12 protein-coding genes are annotated in these 17,748 nt (G+C 50.6%); 6 read left to right on the forward strand and 6 right to left on the reverse strand.

Going from position 1 to position 17,748, the window contains the following annotated elements; genetic code table 11:
- Positions 1 to 112 precede the first annotated feature (112 nt).
- The 4 genes from rnr to BN4_RS13740 all read right to left on the reverse strand — a co-directional run bounded on the left by rnr (position 113) and on the right by BN4_RS13740 (position 4,751).
- Positions 113 to 2,311, reverse strand: coding sequence for a ribonuclease R (rnr, locus tag BN4_RS13725; protein ID WP_015416006.1), 2,199 nt, complete (start codon positions 2,309 to 2,311; stop codon positions 113 to 115).
- A complete protein-coding gene (lpxK, locus tag BN4_RS13730; protein ID WP_015416007.1) occupies positions 2,304 to 3,425 on the reverse strand; it encodes a tetraacyldisaccharide 4'-kinase in 1,122 nt (373 codons plus the stop codon). Before lpxK ends, rnr begins: the two co-directional genes overlap by 8 nt.
- 42 nt (positions 3,426 to 3,467) lie before the next feature.
- The gene (locus tag BN4_RS13735; RefSeq protein ID WP_015416008.1) at positions 3,468 to 4,199 is read right to left on the reverse strand and encodes a Bax inhibitor-1/YccA family protein; all 732 of its coding nucleotides are present in this window, start codon (positions 4,197 to 4,199) and stop codon (positions 3,468 to 3,470) included.
- Positions 4,200 to 4,319: 120 nt separating this feature from the next.
- Positions 4,320 to 4,751: a YccF domain-containing protein gene (locus BN4_RS13740; protein ID WP_015416009.1), complete on the reverse strand. Its 432-nt coding sequence runs from the start codon at positions 4,749 to 4,751 to the stop codon at positions 4,320 to 4,322.
- Between the two features lie 162 nt (positions 4,752 to 4,913).
- On the opposite strand from BN4_RS13740, the gene BN4_RS13745 reads away from it, so the two are divergent.
- Both BN4_RS13745 and BN4_RS17950 read left to right on the forward strand, forming a co-directional pair.
- On the forward strand, positions 4,914 to 5,573 hold the full coding sequence (locus BN4_RS13745) for a LexA family transcriptional regulator (protein WP_015416010.1): 660 nt from the start codon (positions 4,914 to 4,916) through the stop codon (positions 5,571 to 5,573).
- A gap of 449 nt (positions 5,574 to 6,022) precedes the next feature.
- Positions 6,023 to 6,187, forward strand: coding sequence for a hypothetical protein (locus BN4_RS17950; protein WP_173399604.1), 165 nt, complete (start codon positions 6,023 to 6,025; stop codon positions 6,185 to 6,187).
- Between the two features lie 403 nt (positions 6,188 to 6,590).
- Here BN4_RS17950 and BN4_RS13750 read toward each other — a convergent pair whose 3' ends face one another.
- A complete protein-coding gene (locus tag BN4_RS13750) occupies positions 6,591 to 7,571 on the reverse strand; it encodes a GGDEF domain-containing response regulator (protein ID WP_015416011.1) in 981 nt (326 codons plus the stop codon).
- A 260-nt stretch (positions 7,572 to 7,831) separates the two neighbouring features.
- On the opposite strand from BN4_RS13750, the gene BN4_RS13755 reads away from it, so the two are divergent.
- From BN4_RS13755 to BN4_RS13765, 3 genes are read left to right on the forward strand one after another with little or no spacing between them, the layout of a single operon-like run.
- Positions 7,832 to 9,235 (forward strand): DUF4139 domain-containing protein, encoded by a 1,404-nt coding sequence (locus BN4_RS13755; protein ID WP_015416012.1) that lies wholly within the window; start codon positions 7,832 to 7,834, stop codon positions 9,233 to 9,235.
- 11 nt (positions 9,236 to 9,246) lie between these two features.
- Complete coding sequence (locus BN4_RS13760) at positions 9,247 to 10,449, forward strand: hypothetical protein (RefSeq protein WP_015416013.1); 1,203 nt, start codon at positions 9,247 to 9,249, stop codon at positions 10,447 to 10,449.
- Between the two features lie 35 nt (positions 10,450 to 10,484).
- Positions 10,485 to 13,646 carry a beta-phosphoglucomutase family hydrolase gene (locus BN4_RS13765; RefSeq protein ID WP_015416014.1) on the forward strand — a complete coding sequence of 1,054 codons (3,162 nt, stop codon included), beginning with the start codon at positions 10,485 to 10,487 and terminating at the stop codon, positions 13,644 to 13,646.
- Positions 13,647 to 13,934: 288 nt separating this feature from the next.
- Here the strand turns inward: BN4_RS13765 and BN4_RS13770 are convergent, their stop codons facing one another.
- Positions 13,935 to 16,328, reverse strand: coding sequence for an acetate--CoA ligase family protein (locus BN4_RS13770; RefSeq protein ID WP_015416015.1), 2,394 nt, complete (start codon positions 16,326 to 16,328; stop codon positions 13,935 to 13,937).
- 188 nt (positions 16,329 to 16,516) lie between these two features.
- Between BN4_RS13770 and ychF the strand changes: the two genes are divergently transcribed.
- Positions 16,517 to 17,614 (forward strand): redox-regulated ATPase YchF, encoded by a 1,098-nt coding sequence (ychF, locus tag BN4_RS13775; protein ID WP_015416016.1) that lies wholly within the window; start codon positions 16,517 to 16,519, stop codon positions 17,612 to 17,614.
- Positions 17,615 to 17,748: the final 134 nt, after the last annotated feature.

The following is a 17,748-nucleotide window of genomic DNA, read 5'->3' on the forward strand; positions in this document are numbered from 1 at the left end:
TATCCCGTGAATACGCCCAAGAACAGCGTCTGTCCTTGGGCGTATTGTTAGGTCATATGGTATGCAGCATCTCTCATGAAAGGAGAGCGCACAGTTCGGATATGATTGTCCTCTAAATGAGTTCTTTGTAGTTTTTTGCTGACCCTGTCACTGACTTGAGTTTGAAGTTCAACTCCAATCTTTCGAGGCTGACATCTTCAAGGATCACTTCCACGGTCTGACCCAGCTTGAAGGCTTGTCCAGTGCGTTCGCCAACGAGCATTTCGCGATGGGCCCAGTAGGTGTAGTAATCGTCATCCATAGTTGACAACCGGACCATCCCTTCAGCCATGACTTCGCGCAATTCCACATAGAACCCATAGTCGGTGATGTGGGAAATAACTCCGCCAAATGTTCCCCCGACCTTGTCGCGCATGAAGAGGACCATGACACGCTTGAGGATTTCTCGCTCGGCATTCATGGCCGCGCGTTCTCGCTTTGATATTTGTTCGGCAATGTTGAAGAGTCGTTTCTGTCCTGGAATAGAAGAAGTTGGTTGGCTTGTATCGTCAAGGGAAAGGGCCGATTTGACCAGTCTGTGAACCACCAGGTCGGCGTATCGCCTGATGGGAGAGGTAAAGTGGCAGTATTCTTCTGAGGCCAGCCCGAAGTGCCCTTCGTTTTCAGGCGAATATTTCGCTTGTTTCATGGATCGCAGGAGCATCCTGTTGACGATGTATTCCTTGTCTGTCCCCTTTTGGGAAGCGACCAAAGCCTGGATGGCCTTGGGGGTCATCTCCTTGGGCATGGTGATGCTTTTATCGGTTTGGGCCAGCAGTCGAAACATGGTTTTGAGTCGCTCTTCATCAGCCGGAGGATGGATACGAAAGAGGCATGGCAGGTCTTTTTGAATCAGAAAGTGAGCAACCGCTTCGTTGGCCGCGATCATGAATTCTTCGATGAGCTGGTGCCCGAAGTGGCGTTTTTTTGGCCTGATGTCTGTTGTTTCTCCGTCGACATCAAAGAGGATTTCCGGTTCAGGCAGATCAAAGTCGAGGGAGCCTCGTCTGGAACGAAGCGTGTTGATTTTCCTTGCCAGTTCCTCGGCTAACTCCAGCATGGGAAGGATATGGGCTATCTTGGCCCGAGTATCCTCTTCCTTGTCGAGAATGGCGAGTTTGACTTGTCCATAGGTCAGGCGGGCATGACTTTCGATAACTGCGGGGAAAACTTTGGTGTTTCGAGTCACGCCTTTGTCGTCTGTGTCCATTCGGGCGACCATGACCAGTCGTTTGACATTGGGGTTGAGAGAGCACAATCCATTGGAAAGACGCTCTGGGAACATCGGCTCCACGGATTGGGGAAAATAGTAGGAATTTCCTCTTTCTAGAGCTTCTTTATCCAGCGGGCTGCCTTCTGGCACATAGTGGGAAACATCGGCGATAGCGACCCAGAGTCGGTAGCCGCGCGGCATTTTCTCCACAAGAATGGCGTCGTCAAAATCCTTGGCAGTGGCGCCGTCAATAGTAATGAACTGTTTTGATGTCAGATCCTTCCTGCCCCTGATATCTTTTTCGGCAGGCTCATTGGGAAGAGCCTCAGCCTGGCTTATCGAGCCGGAAGGGAACCGAAGTCGAATAGTATGGTTGGACTTGACGAGGGCTTCTTGCACTGAAATATCGGATTCCGGTCCGAGGTATGAGGTGATCCTTCCTTCCCACATGGTCGGATCGATTCTTTCTCCCGGTTCGCATAAGGCGATGTCACCCTGTTTGAGTTCAAGGGTCTGGTCCTCAAGTTCTGCCATGATACCGAAAGCGAGGCGGGGATCAGTGGGGCGGCAAAGCCAGTCCCCATTGCGCATTTTTTTGTAGAGTTTGACCGGGAGCGTTTTTCTTCCCCGTTCGAGCACTCGGATTATTCGGCCTTCATTATTGCGCTGCCCCTTGTTCTCCTTGATGACGACTGCCACGACTTTATCGCCATGCCATGCCTCGTTGATATCGCGCTGATTGATGAAAATGTCTTTTCGGCGGGAATCTTCGGGAATGACGAAACCGAATCCACCGCGCTGGATTTCCAACTGGCCTGTTACGCAGTTCATAGATTCAGCCAGGCCGTAGCCGCGGCGCATCCGAATGAGCTTACCCTGTTCAACCAAGGCCGCGAGCATTTCTTTGACAGCGGGTTTGTCTCTTTTCTTGAGCTTAAGCTCTCGAACAACTTCGGCTCGGGAAAGCGGACGTTTTATTTCTCTGAAGAGCTTGAGCAGGAGGGAAAGAGAAAGGGGTGGAGTGGACGGTCTTGGTTGTTGGCGTTTCTTTTTAGCCACGGCTTTTTTCCCCGGAATGTTGTTTTTCTTTTTCGCCACGTCGGCGTTTGCTTAATTTCTCATGGTGGCGGTTCCACCATGTGTCAAATCGGACTTTCTCGCCGATCGAGGATGGCCCGAATTCAACTCTCAGGTCGAATTGCCAGAATGCTTCGTTGCACATGGGGCCGAGTTTGACTGCGTCTTTAGGGGTGCATAAAATTGTCTTGCAGCCGAGTTTTCGTGCGGTGGCCTGCATTTCGAGCATGTCGCTTTTGGTATAGGAGTGGTGGTCTCTGTAAATCATATGCCTGACAGGTGGATATCCGAGGAACTGTGTGGCCGTTCTCTTGACCAATTCGGGGTCGCCGACACCTGTCACCAGGAGGTATCCTGCGCCTTCGAAGTTTTCCGCAGTCTCCGGGCCGATAATCTGACTGACACTTGTGGGCACGACTCGAAAGCTGAAAAAAGGTTTGTGCAGATGGTCGAGACGTTCCTTGAAAAGAGGGAGCAGTCGTTTGAAATAGGCTGGTCCGGCCTTCACCATAAAAGCATCGGCACGCTTGAGCGCTGAGACTGGTTCACGCCACGATCCTGCCGGGGTAACGGCATTCCATTGGGTCGATAAATCTTCCGGCCGCAGCAGTACCAGATTGAAATCCCGTGCAACAGCCATGTGTTGAAATCCGTCGTCAAGAACAATGAGATGGGGCTTGAATTGCCTGACCCCCAGTTTGCCTCCCCGCGTTCGAACAGGATCGACAATGATATGCGCTTCGGGATGTGTCGTGGCAAGCATGAGCGGTTCGTCTCCTGCTTCTTCCGGGAGTGCTCCGGGGAGGACTCTATACGGGTAGGAAACGGGTTTAGCCTTGTAACCGCGAGTCAGGAGCAGTGGGCGCAGGTTGTTTTTTTTTGCCCAGTCAAGGAGCCAGCCTGCTATGGGAGTTTTGCCGGAGCCTCCCCAGCCGATGTTTCCAACAGAGACTGTCAGAGGGGTGGGTTTCCATGCGGTGAAAAGTCCATAGCCATAGAGGTTCTCTCTGAGTCGCATCAAGGCCCCATACCCCCAGGACAGGGGCTTGAGCATCGGAGAAAGGAGAGTCTGTATCGTGGTGATGGAGTCGGGCATAAGTAAGAAGGGGAGGCGAGAAGCCTCCCCGCTTGGAATTGATTATCTGCGGTCGCCCATGAGTCGAAGCAACATGAGGAAGAGATTGATGAAGTCGAGATAGAGGGTCAGGGCGCCCATAATAGTTCCGCGTCGTATGGCTGCTTCGTCTCCGGCCGGGACCATTTCTCCCATGGTCTTCAGTTTCTGGGTATCATAAGCTGTGAGGCCAAGGAAGATGATGACACCGATGCCGGAAATGGCAAAAGCCATTGCGGAGCTTTGAATGAACATATTGACCACCATGGCGATCATGATACCGATAAGTCCCATGAAAAGCAGACTTCCCCAACTTGTCAGGTCTTTTTTAGTGAGCAGACCATACAAGGACATGGCACCGAACATGCCGGCGGTAATGACGAAAGTAGAAGCCACTGATTCTGCTGTGTAAGCAAGCAGTATGGGCGTCAGTGTCAATCCGTTAAGTCCACTGTAGACAAGGAAGAGTGCGGTAGCGGTCCCAGGGGCGAGTGTCCGAATTCGTGCGCTCAGGAAAAACACGATGCCGATTTCGGCCAGGAGCAGGACAAAAACCAGCGTGGACATGCTGACAGCGCCTGTCGAAGGATTGACGTTGAAGAACATCTGGAGCAGCGAGCTGGTGTTGACGACTGCGTAAGAGACTGCGGCAGTTAGAGCGAGTCCGGCACTCATCCAGCCATACACGCCTCGCATGAAAGCGTTGACGACTTCGGCTTTGGCAGCCGAGTGCTGCATGCTGGGATACTGATTCATTGTATTCCTCCAAGGATTTTTTTGTAGAGTTTGCCGAAGAGTCATTCGGCGTTGCTTATAGTTAAGCAGGATTGAGACAGGAGGCAAGAGAAACCGGATTTTGCACAAACAATAAATGGATTATAATTTCATCCCCTGGGCGCGCTCTGCGTGGGCTATGGGGACAACGGCCATGCCGATGGGGGCAAGGGTAATCGCTGCAATCTTGAAATGTTGCCATCCCCATGGGATTCCGATGATAGTCAGGCAGCAGGCCAGCCCAGACATGATGTGTCCGATGCAGAGCCACCAGCCAGCAAAGACGAACCAGATGACATTGCCTATGAATCCGAAAGCGGAGGTGCCGATGTCACTTCTGCCGGTCAGTGTATCGCGGCGGACAAGTGTTCTGCCAAAGGGCATCAGAGCAAATTTTGCAATATTGAAAGCTGCCCGCGCCCATGGCAATCCTACAATGGAGAGGGCCATGAGGCATCCTGCCAGAAACCAACCCAGCGCCATGAATACGCCGCCGAAAAGAAACCAGATTATGTTGCCGATAAATGAGAGCATGGAGCCTTCCTGTTATTCATGAATTATGAGTAATAGTATCTTGTACCGGAAAAATGTTTCCCGTCAATGAGCTTCTATTGAGTTTGTATGGTTGACTTGAGTGTGTAATAATAGTAAACACAATTTAAGACAAAGCAACATTTCATCAACTAAGGCGCAACAATGAGTAACGGATTTGAAACGTTCTTCAAGAGGCTGTGTTCGGAAACTGAAATACGAAATCAATCACAACTGGCTCGCGAACTGGAAGTAGGCAGAGCCGCTGTTTCTCTTGCCAAACGGAAAAATTCGGTTCCGGCACGCTGGATTCTGGATTTGGCTGCACGCTATGAACTGAATCCGCTTTGGCTTGAGCAGGGGGTTGGGCTTCCTCGTCAGACGTGTTTGGCTGAGGTGACCGAAGGGCCGGAGGCCTACCAGGAAGTCCCCAAGGTTCGGGCGCGTTTGTGCGCGGGTGGCGGGTCTTTCGAGACCGAAGGGATAGTGGAAGGATATTATTCATTTCGTGCGGACTGGCTGAATACGCGGGGGAATCCGTCAAACATGGTTTTGATGGAAGTCATTGGAAATTCCATGGAGCCGGAGATCAAGGAAGGGGACATGGTCCTCATTGATGAATCCCGTACCGATGTCCTGTCTGGTGGTATTTACGCTGTCGGTGTGGAGGATACGGTGATGGTCAAACGGGTGGAGCGATTGCCCGGAACTCTCGTGCTTCGAAGTGATAACCTGGACTATGCTCCCATCCATTTATCCGGCGATGAATTGAACAATGTCCGAGTTATAGGCAAGGTCCTTTGGATATCCAGGGAGTATCGGTAAGCCTCTCAATCAGGGTCGTCTCATATGTTTCTTTGATCCGACTGAAGGCTGTCAGGGGAAAAATCCCTTGTGACAAGAAAGCCCCGTGTGACTGTGCACACGGGGCTTTCTTGTTGTCATTACTGAGAATTATTTTTGAAATGACACGTAACTTCGGTTCTTTTAGGCGGGTATGCTCGCCTCTTTTAGTACACTAAAAGGTGAAATTGATGGTCCATAGCATGGAAGGTTTGCCTGGCGAGATGAAAACCACGTTTTTGCTGAGTCCTAATTGTCTACTTCGTCTTCATGTAATGTGCAGTAAAAAAGGCAGATTATAGAGGATGTAAAAAATACGACAACAAAATGTAAATAATAAGTTGACAAAATAAAGAGGGGTTGTTTATTACTAAGACACGTTGGCAGGAGCGATAAGAAATTCGCCAGAGCGCGATACAAGGAGAAGTGTCATGCAGGAACGATTTTGCAAGTGCGGTCACAGGCTGAAAGTTCAATACACCCTTGATGGTTTCATCCCCTGGGAGGCAGTTATCCTCAAAGATGAAAATCTTGTGTCTCCGGTCAAGGTGTGTCCCTGCTGCGGTTCATATCTCAGCATTCATTTCCTCCGATAATATTGGTAGGCAGATTTTCTTTCCTGACATCATGATTTTCCATGGCGGGCCCGGCCCTACCGGATTCCCTGTCCCGTCAACCCCATCCCTGTTGAGAGCGGGCTGAATGGTTCCCCCAAACCGTTCAGTTCGCTCTGGTCTTTCTGCTGATTCGGCATGTCTTTAAATAAAAACACGCAGCTGTCAGGCTGAGGGTTTTCGCGGAATCTGCTTTTGGTTGCGTACGCAGATATCAAATGAAGCAGGCATTATTCCCTTTCATCTTTTCCTGTACAATTTTCGGCCTGTATAAAGGCTTGGCAGGTATGGGTTTTGTCGAGGAAAAGAAGAATAAAAGAACAGGAGCAACTCCACTGTTGTCTTCTGCTTGCTGCCAGGCGAAAGGAAAAGAGAAAAAGAAAGGTTATTGCCTGAGAGAGTCTGGACCACGCAAAGTCATGCTTTTCGTTCGATTCCTGCCCTGTTGCTTGGCCTGGTAGAGTGCTCTGTCCGCAGCATGGAGGAGATTCTCAGGGGTTGTTTCACAGGCGGGCACACAGGAGGCGACTCCGATGGAAACAGTCACGGCACAACTCACCGACGACTGCGGATGCCTGATACCCGATTGGGCCAAATTGGCATGTATGGTCTCAGCTACGGCAGATGCTCCCCGGCAGTCTGTGTCCGGGAGGATGACGACAAATTCTTCTCCGCCATAGCGGGCAACCATGTCACCGGGCCTGTGGACTGCATTCTTGATGGCTGCTGCCACGGCGCAGAGACATGTATCCCCATCAACATGACCAAGTGTGTCATTATAGGATTTGAAGTGGTCGATATCTATCATGATCAGGGCCATGGGCACATCCTGGCGCCCATTGCGTACCCATTCCTTGACGAGTGTGTCATCAAAACAGCGTCTGTTCGCCAATCCTGTCAGGCCGTCAAGGTTCGTCATTTTTTCAAGTTTATAGGCAAGCGTCTGCAGTTCCTGCTCCCGTTGCCTGCGTTTGGCCATTTCCCGTTTTAACTGGAGGGCGGAGCGTATCCGTGCTCTTAATTCGATTTTGCTGGGAGGTTTGATGATATAATCCGAAGCTCCGGCAGCAAAAGCCCGATCCAGATAGGCTTCATCGTCATGGGCGGTGACGATGATCACAGGCGTATCTTCAAACTCATATTGCGATTTGATCGTCAGAGTGGCGGCAATACCGTCTGTTCCGGGCAGAGATATATCCATGATAATGAGATCAATGGGAATTTCGGTTTTCCGAGAGTCGTTGAGTGCCTGCATGGCCTGTTCAAAATCATGCACTGCGATGCTATCCGGGAAACCCGCCTGGTTCAGGACTTCCGAAATGTGCAGCGCGGTAGCGCGACAGTCATCAACGATAAGAATTCTCATATTGGACTCACTTCTAGCAAAAATCTAGAGTTAAGGCGAGTGACAATTCAGTCAAAGAGGGCTGACAAAAAACGTTGTTTCATTTGTGAGAATGCCCAGCGCTTTTGTTTTAAAACTGGTGAATGTTTCTTAATTATAACGTAATACGAGTTGATAATTACAGTTAACCTTTTGCAAAAAAACTTGGGCCAATGTAATGTCTGAGTTGGTTTGGATGATTCAGTTCACATTAGAATCCAGTTCATTTATTCGGAGGATCAATGATTCGTCTTATATCTCGCGTGGTTTGCTTTGCTCTCATTGTTTCATTCGTGTGTTTCTCAGTTGAAGTGCAGGCTGCTGTCACTGAAGGTGCTGACCTGGCAGTATACAACAGTGGGCGTGCTCAGGTCACGGAATCCCGTTCAGTTACTTTACCTGAGGGATTGGCAAGTGTTGTTTTCAAGAATGTTCCCATGGCACTGGACCCGACATCCATCAGAGCGGAAGCGGATGGCATGCGTGTTCTTGATGTGGAATACCACTATCAGCCTGTCAGCCGGAAAAGTTTACTCGACGCCTTCATCGGGAAGGAATTGAATGTGATCATGCCTGATCCTGTCGATGCAAATGCTCGTATCCTGCGCAAAGCGACACTTCTTTCAAACACGGATGGTCCTGTTTTTCAGGTGGGCAATGAGGTGTATCTCGGTGATTATGATGTCATCATGTTGCCTGAACTGCCCAAAGGCTCTCGTAATGAGCCGTCCCTGACGTTGACGACCGAGGCTGTTTTGGCTGGCAAGCGTGATGTGCAACTGGAATATTTGATGAGCGGGTTGAATTGGCAGGCAGATTATGTGCTCGTGACCAATAAGGCTGCTACTGAGGGAGCTTTGGATGCCTGGGCCACGCTGACAAACACTTCCGGACAGGCCTTTAATGCCGCAGCTCTCAAATTGGTTGCGGGTGAGGTTTATCGGGAGCAGGGAAGGCGAGGAAGCATGCTCAAGTCTGCCATGGTTATGGAGGCTGCTTCGGGAGCGCCTCAGGGAATGGTACAAGCGGATTTCTCCCAATACCATGTCTATTCTCTTGAGCGCAGAGTCACTCTTGCGTCTTCCGGGACCAAACAATTCAATCTGTTCTCCGCTCCACAGGTTTCCATCAAGCAACAGCTTGTGAGCACCTACCACACAGGGAATGGGCTTCGAAATGGCCCTCTTGATCAGAATGTTGATCTGACCCTGACAATGCACAATACCGCTGAGGCAGGCGCAGGGCATCCCATGCCTGCCGGATTGGTCCGTGTTTTCATGCCCACTTCCGATGAGGACCTGTTGCTTGCCGGAGAGTCCCGCATTGGTCATGTCGGGGTCGGGGGCGAGGCTGTGCTGTCATTGGGCACGGCTTTTGATGTCACCGTTCGGCGTACACAGAAAGAATTCAAGAAGTTGGGAAAAAATTCGTACGAGGTCTCATGGGATATCGAAATCCAGAATAGTCGCCCGGAAAACCAGTCTATTCTTTTGCGGGAAACATTTTCCGGTCAATGGGAAATTATCAATTCCAGCAAGGATTTTACACGACCCGATGCCGGGACAATGGAATATGCCCTTGCAGTTCCTCCTATGGCTGACGGCAAGCCCATGCATGTCGAATACACCGTGCAGGTTACTTATTAGGAAGGGATGTCATGTCGGAAATCAAGCATGTTGCATTGAAAACACTCAAGGATTTCTATTCGCTCATGGGAGAGACTCGAGCTGTCCGATCTCAGGCGGTTCACGAGATTCTTCAGGGAAGGACTGTGCCGGATTCCATGATACAGTCATTGAGTCATGCCTTGACTGCTTTGGATGATGTCCCGGAGATTGACGGGAAGCAGGTTCTCTCGCTGACGGGAGACAGGACCATTGAGTTGGAAATGGACTATGAAATCGATGAATTGAGGAAGGATATCTTCTACCTTGAAGAAGGGGAAGAAACATTCATGGACTTTCTCTCTGATTTGCACCCCGGCTTTGATGATATGATTGATGCCGGACATTCGTTGTTGAACGGTCTTGATTTGAATTGCCTGATCACGGATCGGGACGGCACCATCAATAATTATTGTGCACGCTACCTGACTTCCATTCAGTCCATATACAATGCAGTCTTTTTGACTCGGTTCGCTCTCAATAATGTCCGTCGTCCGGTGATCCTCACTTCCGCTCCTCTTGGGGGGCTGGTGGAAATCTCCGTGAACCCCGAAGGTAAAATCTACTACGCCGCTTCAAAAGGGCGCGAGTGCCTGGATCTGGAAGGACGGACCCGGCGTTTGGCTATTTCTGCCGAGAAGCAGAACGCCATTGATGTGCTTAATGAGCGACTGGAGTCATTGGTACAGAATTCCGAGTATGAAAAATTTACGCTTATCGGGTCCGGCCTGCAATTCAAGTTCGGACAGTCAACGATCGCCCGGCAGGACATAGGCCACTCCATTCCCGAAGTCGAATCAAAGGCTTTTTTGGAAATGCTCAAAGATATAGTGAATGATTTGGACCCGGATCAGGTCAATTTCAGAATTGAAGACACCGGGTTGGATGTGGAAATTATCCTGACTATCGAAACGGCTGGAGATGGTCTCAAGGATTTTGACAAAGGAGACGGGGTCAGATTCCTCAATGACGAGTTGGACCTGGAGATGTTTCGTGGCCCCCATCTTATCTGTGGTGATACAGGGAGCGATGTTCCCATGCTGGAAGCGGCGCTGGAACTCTCGCCCGAGACAAGAGCAATATACGTGACTGAAAACAAGGACTTGGCCAAACGCATTTCCGGCCTGACAGCCAATGCGCTCATTGTGCCCGAGCCCGATATGCTGGTGACCATCATGGGAACTCTTGAACCATGATCTCGACAAGTCAATTCAAGCATTAAGGAGCGACCGTGTCTGCAATTACACTGAAAGGCGTCGTTTTCGATTTGGATGGAGTCATCACCCGGACAGCGAGCGTGCATGCGCAAGCGTGGGAAACGGCTTTCAATGAATACCTCAAACAGGTTGCCGAGGAAAAGAACGTCCCATTCGAACCTTTTGACAGGACGAATGACTACCAAAATTATGTTGACGGCAAACCTCGGTTCGAAGGTGTACTCAGCTTCATGAAGTCGCGGGGTATCAGGCTTCCCCCCGGAGACCCCGATGACCCGCCAAGTCTCGATTCCATCTGCGGTATCGGCAATCGCAAGAATGCATTGTATCAGGAGATACTACAGAAGGAAGGCCCGGAGGTCTTTCAGTCCTCCGTGGACTTGATCCATGAATTGAAAAAGCAGGGAGTGCGGGTTGGTGTTGCGACGTCAAGTCGAAATTGCCAGCTTGTTTTGGAGTTGGCTGGCCTGCAAGATCTTTTTGAGACACAGGTTGATGGTGTCTTCTCGGCTCAGCATGAACTGAAAGGAAAACCCGATCCAGATATTTTTGTGGCTGCTGCGCGGAATCTGGGACTGAATCCAGGTGAATGCGTGGTGGTCGAGGATGCCATCTCCGGGGTGCAGGCCGGTTGCGCAGGAAACTTCGGCCTGACACTCGGTGTCGCCCGGAATGTGCAGGGTGAAATGCTTTTGCGGTTTGGGGCGGATCTTGTGGTTTCCGATCTGGGTGAAATCACGGTGGACGACCTGCTTGAATGGTTTGAAACCGGTATGGCAACCGATGAGTGGTTCCTGACCTATTCCGGGTTTGATCCGGGTGATGAGAAATTGCGGGAGACTCTGACAACGGTTGGCAATGGTTATCTTGGAACTCGGGGAGCCTATGAAGCCGAGGAGGCTTCCTTCAATTTCTACCCTGGAACCTATATTTCGGGAATTTTCAACAAGACTGCCAGCAAGGTGCATGGTCAGGATGTCTGGAATAATGATTTTGTCAATTGTCCAAACTGGTTGCCTGTGGAATTCAAGATAGGGAATGGTGAATTCCTCAGTCCGTTATCAATGGAGATATTGAGTTATTCCCACCAGCTCAATATGCGCGAAGGAGCCATGGAGAGAGATCTCGTGGTCAAGGATCAAGTGGGACGCATTACCCGCATCTCTTCATATCGGCTCGCATCCATGGCTGACCCGCATCTTTGCGCGCTCAAGTTTGACCTGACTCCACTCAATTATTCAGCCAAGATAACTTTCCGTTCATCTTTGGACGGTAATGTCGAGAATGGTGGAGTGGCGCGGTATTCAGCCTTGAATACGCATCACTTGGCGAGGGTTTCCGGTGGAAAGGCGCCGGATGGAATATTCCTTCATATGGAGACAACTCATTCGCGTTATCAGATTGTCATGGCTTCCAAAGTGACCCTTCTGGAGGATGGAAAAGCTCTTAATGTGCGTAAGGAAGTTGTGCAGGAGCGAGCCAAGGTCTCGGAAGAGATGAAAGTCTCAGCCAAGGCCAATAATCGATATTCACTGGAGAAATTTGTCTACATTCGGACATCGCTGGATAAGACCCCAGGTGATTTGAAGGAAATGTGCCTCGATAGTCTGGCCAAGGTCCGAACCTTCCAGGGCGTTTACGGACCTCATGTCAAGAGCTGGAAGGCGCTGTGGCAGAAAGCCGATATTCGCGTGACTGGCGACCGTTTTGTTCAGCGTGTGCTTCGTTTGCATATCTATCATCTGCTGGTTACGGCCAGTCCGCACAATGTGGATCGGGACGCTGGAATGCCTGCCCGTGGCCTGAGTGGAGAGGCGTATCGTGGTCATATCTTCTGGGATGAATTATATATTCAGCCATTCTTTGATTCCAATTTTCCGGATATATCCAAGGCATTGTTGATGTATCGGTACAATCGTCTTGATGCGGCCAGGGAATATGCCCGGGAAAATGGGTACATCGGTGCCATGTATCCATGGCAGACTGCGGATGATGGCACTGAAGAGACGCAGGAAGTGCATTACAATCCCGAGTCCAAGCAATGGGACCCGGATTTGTCCCGGAATCAGCGTCATGTTTCCATCGCAGTCTTTGTCAATGCATGGCGCTATGTGTCCTGGACCGGCGACAAATCCTTCCTTAAGGACTATGGGGCTGAGATGATGCTCGATATAGCTCGCTTCTGGGGTGGAATTGCCGAATATGACGCAAAAACCGACAAATATCATATAGAAGGGATCATGGGGCCGGACGAGTTTCATGAAGCGCTTCCCGGGAGTGATAAACATGGTATCAAGGACAATGCGTACACGAATATAATGGTTGTCTGGCTGCTTGAGAAGGCTCTGATGATTCTCAAGGAGTTGCCTCCCAAGGCCCGCAAGGATGTTGTCGGAAAGATTGGACTTGGCGATGAGGAAATTGCCAAGTGGGAAGACATGCTCACCAAGCTCAACGTTATACTGACAGACGATGGAATCGTCAGTCAATTTGAAGGGTATATGGAACTGGATGAGCTTGATTGGGAGGGGTACCGCAAACGTTTCTATTCCATTCATCGAATGGATCGAATCCTCAAGGCCGAAGGGGATTCGCCGGATCATTACAAGGTGGCAAAGCAGGCTGACACGTTGATGGCCTGGTATGTTCTGGAACCGGAAGAGGTCGCTCGTATCCTTGAGCAGCTTGGCTATGCAGTGGAAAACCCACTTGATTTGCTCAAGAAAAATTATGATTTCTATGAGCAACGCACCAGCCATGGGTCGACCCTGTCCAAGGTCGTTCACGCGGTTATCGCCAAATATATCTATTCCAGTGATATCTGCTGGGATTGGTTCATGGAGGCCATGCACAGCGATATCGAGGATACGCAGGGCGGGACGACAATTGAAGGGATACATACTGGTGTGATGGCCGGGACATTGGAGGTTATCAAACAGGATTTCGCCGGGCTGAACATGTCTTCGACCCCGATGAAGGTCGATCCGGATCTTCCCGAACATTGGGGGGAAATGCGGTTCAGCTTCATTTGGCAGAGTATCTGGTTTGACCTCGTCATTGATCAGGACAGGGTAAATATGACTGCCTATCACAAGGGTGACAAGGTTGTCCCTGTGGAAATATTTGGCAAGGAGTATCAACTCAAGCCGGGGATGACTGTGGAAGCCAGACGATAAGAGTTGGAAGAATGAAAACGGCCTGAACGAAAATGTCGTCAGGCCAAGGCATTTCCCGTTCATGTTGACGAATACATGGAATCCCCCGGAAGCAGATGTCTCCGGGGGATTTTAGTTGGGAAAATATTTTCCATACTGTCTACTTTCCCATCGAAGGCGAAGGGGACAGGGGATAGCCTTTACGCCATCGGAGACAAAGTCTCCCGACGGCTCCGTCGCTGACGGTTTTTCCTTCTGCCTCCCCATTGATGAAAAACGTCTTGCGTTCAGGTGTTTTTTTCTAATCTTCTAGATCCAGGCGCGTTCCCGTATCTTGGCGACATTCAACCGCCCCTCCATATATTGGCTCAGTGCGGAGACAGCCCGGTCGGATGATCGAAAAACCGGGATATCCGCTTCGGTCAATGCATGGATGAACCGTTCATAATACAGCCCGGCATCCACCGAGCAGACAATGGGAGTGTTGGTCTCCGAAACCAGCGTTTTGAGGTGCGCCACAAGCATTGCATCGGTTGCCGGATTCTCATTTTCATCAGTAACGACATTGAGCGATGGAGACATGGGCACCAGTCCCATGACGACGGCATCCACACTGGCATCATCACACAGGGCGCGTGCCGCGAGCGCATGGACTTCATCGTCAGCGGCAGGGGTTATATCCAGCGGATTTCTGACAGTGACAAGTGAATCCAGTCTCTTTTTTCGAAAGAGGTCGCTGAGTTTTTGCACTGTATCCGGGCAGAGTGGGGCCAACCTCATTTCAAAATCGTCGGATTCAATGGAGTCTGCCATACCCACTGCTTCAAATCCTGCTGATGAGAGTGCCGCCAGTCTGTTGCCGCGGATGGTTTTGCCGTTGAGACGCTGGGCAAGGGTGACGAGGTTTTGGAACTCGGTGAAATTGCGGGCCACAATAGCTCCGGCCTGTCTGACGCAGGACTCGCAGACCATGTAGTCCCCTGCCAGGGAAGCAGTGTGTCCGGCAGTGGCGTCTTTGCCTTCACGCGTACGCCCTGCCTTGTAGAAAATGACATCCTTGCCTGCCAAAACAGCCTCGCGAACGGCCTTGCAGAACGACAGCCCGTCAAGATCTTTAAATCCTTCTGCATAGATGGCAATGACATCCACATCGTCTGCGTTCTTGAAATAGGTCGCCATGTCTCCCAGCGTCAGGTCGTTCTGATTTCCCATGGAGATCATGTATGCCGGTTCAATTTCCGGGCATTGTGCCAGTCGGGTGATCATGAATGCTCCTGACTGGGAAATGAGTGCAGCACGTTTGTATGGTTTTCCATGGGATTTTGGGAATTTGTTTTCCGGGATGAACCATGTGTCGTATGCGGCGGGGTGGGAGATGACGCCCATACTGTTGGCTCCCAGAAAAACAGGTCCGGTTCCGGCCTGATGTGCGGCGTCAATTTTCGCGGCGATCTCTGTAGCCCTCTCCTTGCTCTCTTCGGTTTCACCCATGCCACCGGGTATGAGCATCACGGCTTCGATCTTGTTCGCTTCAAGTATTTGGTCGACAAGTTCCGGCACCTGTGGGGCCGCAACTGCCACAACAAACAGATCCAGTGTGCCGGGAATAGACTTCAGGTCCGGGACGCATTGAACCCCGTCAATTTCATTTGTCCCGGTTTTGATGACAAAAATATTCTTCTTGTCAAATCCGGCATCGAGCACATTCTTGAGAATGATGCGTCCGAAATTCATGCGTTTGCTGGATACACCTATGATACCAATTGTTTGAGGTCTTGTGATGGATTTGATTTTTCCTATCGGACGGGGCACTGGTTTGGCTTGAGGGAGAGAAAACTTGCAAAGCCCGTCAAGAGGGATCATTAGAAAATCGGTGAAAGCAAAGGGGTTGATTTCCAATTCTTCGATGACAAAGGGAGCTTCGGGATTCATGGGAGAGAAATATCGGGCGACTTCAATGAAGGCGGAAAAGCATTCGATGATCTGTTCGTCCGTGACTATTCGCCGTTGCCCGCGGGTCAGCCCCGCCAACTTGCGGTAGGAGATGGTTTTTTTGAATTGCTCGAAAAACTGTGGACCGTCGATCATGTCGACGGAAGCAGCTACGATGGCTTGTCCCTTTCGAAAACGTTCGGCGTAGAGCTCGGTGTCAGTTCCCCCTAGTCCGGCACTGATGACTAAGCCAAACTCTCTCGTATTACGAAGGCCCACGATCAGTTCATTGCCGAAAGCCTCTGAATCGGGCGGCATGAATTGGACCTGAAGCACACCCTTGATGTCGTTGCTGATGGCGGCCACAAGGGTTTCTCCTGATAACCCCTTGTAGGCTTCAGGGGCAGCCTCGTGGTGGCGCTCGACCCAAAGGGCGAAATTTGTCGGGACATCATAGAGCATGCGCCGAATCGCGGACCGTACCTTATTGGGTTCCTTGTCCACCACCTTGACGCCTTCCACTTCCGTTTTATGCAAAATAGTGGGGGAGACTATCTTGAGTACGGCCTTGTCGCCGGGGAGTGACATGATTTCCTCATCGGAAAGATGTTCGCCACGCCCCATCAGGATACTTTGCGGTGGTGTTTCTGCTCCAAGATTGGAAAGGAAGTCGTATACTTCATATTCATAGAGAAAAGCGCGTCCTTCCTCATGGGCCTTTTGCAGGCATCCGGTCAGGGCGTTAAAGTCGACACGTGTCTGAGGTTGCATGGATATATCCTTGTGTGCTTGAGCGGTTATGTCATACGATCCTATCTTAGGCATGACCGGAGAAGCAAGCGGTCTTCCCCCTGCAGACCGTAGTTCGTCGTAGAAAAGTTGCTTGCATAGTGCGAGGAAGGACGGTACTACGGGCCGCGTCGGGTCTTCTCCGGCAATTCACTTTTTCAGGAGCGCCCATGTCACTCAGTATAGGAATCGTGGGGCTACCCAACGTCGGGAAGTCCACGCTGTTCAACGCCCTTACCAAGGCCCAGAATGCCGAGAGCGCTAATTACGCTTTCTGTACCATTGAACCGAACAAGGCTGTGGTTCCAGTGCCGGACCCTCGTATCGATGTCCTTGCCGGATTGGTCAACCCTCAGCGTGTGCAACATTCTACCGTGGATTTTGTGGACATTGCCGGTCTTGTGGCCGGAGCCAGCAAGGGAGAAGGGCTTGGGAATAAATTTCTCGGAAATATCCGGGAAACCCAGGCGATTCTGCATGTTGTCCGCTGTTTTGATAACGACGATGTGATTCATGTGGCCAATTCCGTTGACCCTCTGCGTGATATTGAAATCATCGAGACCGAACTCATCCTCGCGGATGTTCAGGTTCTCGAGAATCGTCTTGAGCGTATGCAGAAGATGCTTAAGGGAGATAAGAGCCTGGCACCGAAGATTGATGCCGCTCAAAAATTGATGGCTCACATGAATGAAGGTCTGCCCGCTGCGACATTCGGTGAAGAACTGAAGGGATTGGACGATCTGCTTGCTGAGTTGCACCTTATCACAGCCAAAAATGTTATCTACTGCGCCAATGTCGATGAAGACGGTCTGGCCGAGGATAACGCCTATGTCACCTCAGTTCGTGCACTGGCAGAAGAACGTGGTGGCGAGTTTGTCAAGATCTCAGCTCGGATGGAAGAAGAGTTGGTTGGCCTTGAAGACGAAGAGTATATGGAATTTATGGAGTCCTACGGGATCGAGGAATCCGGTTTGGACCAGATCATTCGGACCGGCTTCAAGTCCCTCGGCCTCATCAGCTATTTTACTGCCGGAGTTAAGGAGGTCCGTGCCTGGACCATCCATGACGGCGACAAGGCTCCTCAAGCGGCAGGTGTCATTCATACTGACTTCGAGCGGGGTTTCATTCGGGCTGAAGTCATTGGGTATGATCATTATGTCGAGCACGGTTCAGAAGCCAAATGCCGTTCCGTCGGAGTGCTGCGTGTGGAAGGCAAGGAATATATCATGAAAGACGGTGACGTGGTTCACTTCCTCTTCAACGTCTAAGAGAGACTGTACCCGCATAAATCATTTGAGCGGTTTTGCGATGGGGAAAAATATTGAGACGCATTTCCAAGCATGGGATGCGTCTCTTTTTTTATCTGATTTCAGGCGTTTTTTTGCTGCCGATTTGAAATGGT

It is taken from the genome of Pseudodesulfovibrio piezophilus C1TLV30 (genome assembly GCF_000341895.1).
Lineage (GTDB): Bacteria > Desulfobacterota > Desulfovibrionia > Desulfovibrionales > Desulfovibrionaceae > Pseudodesulfovibrio > Pseudodesulfovibrio piezophilus.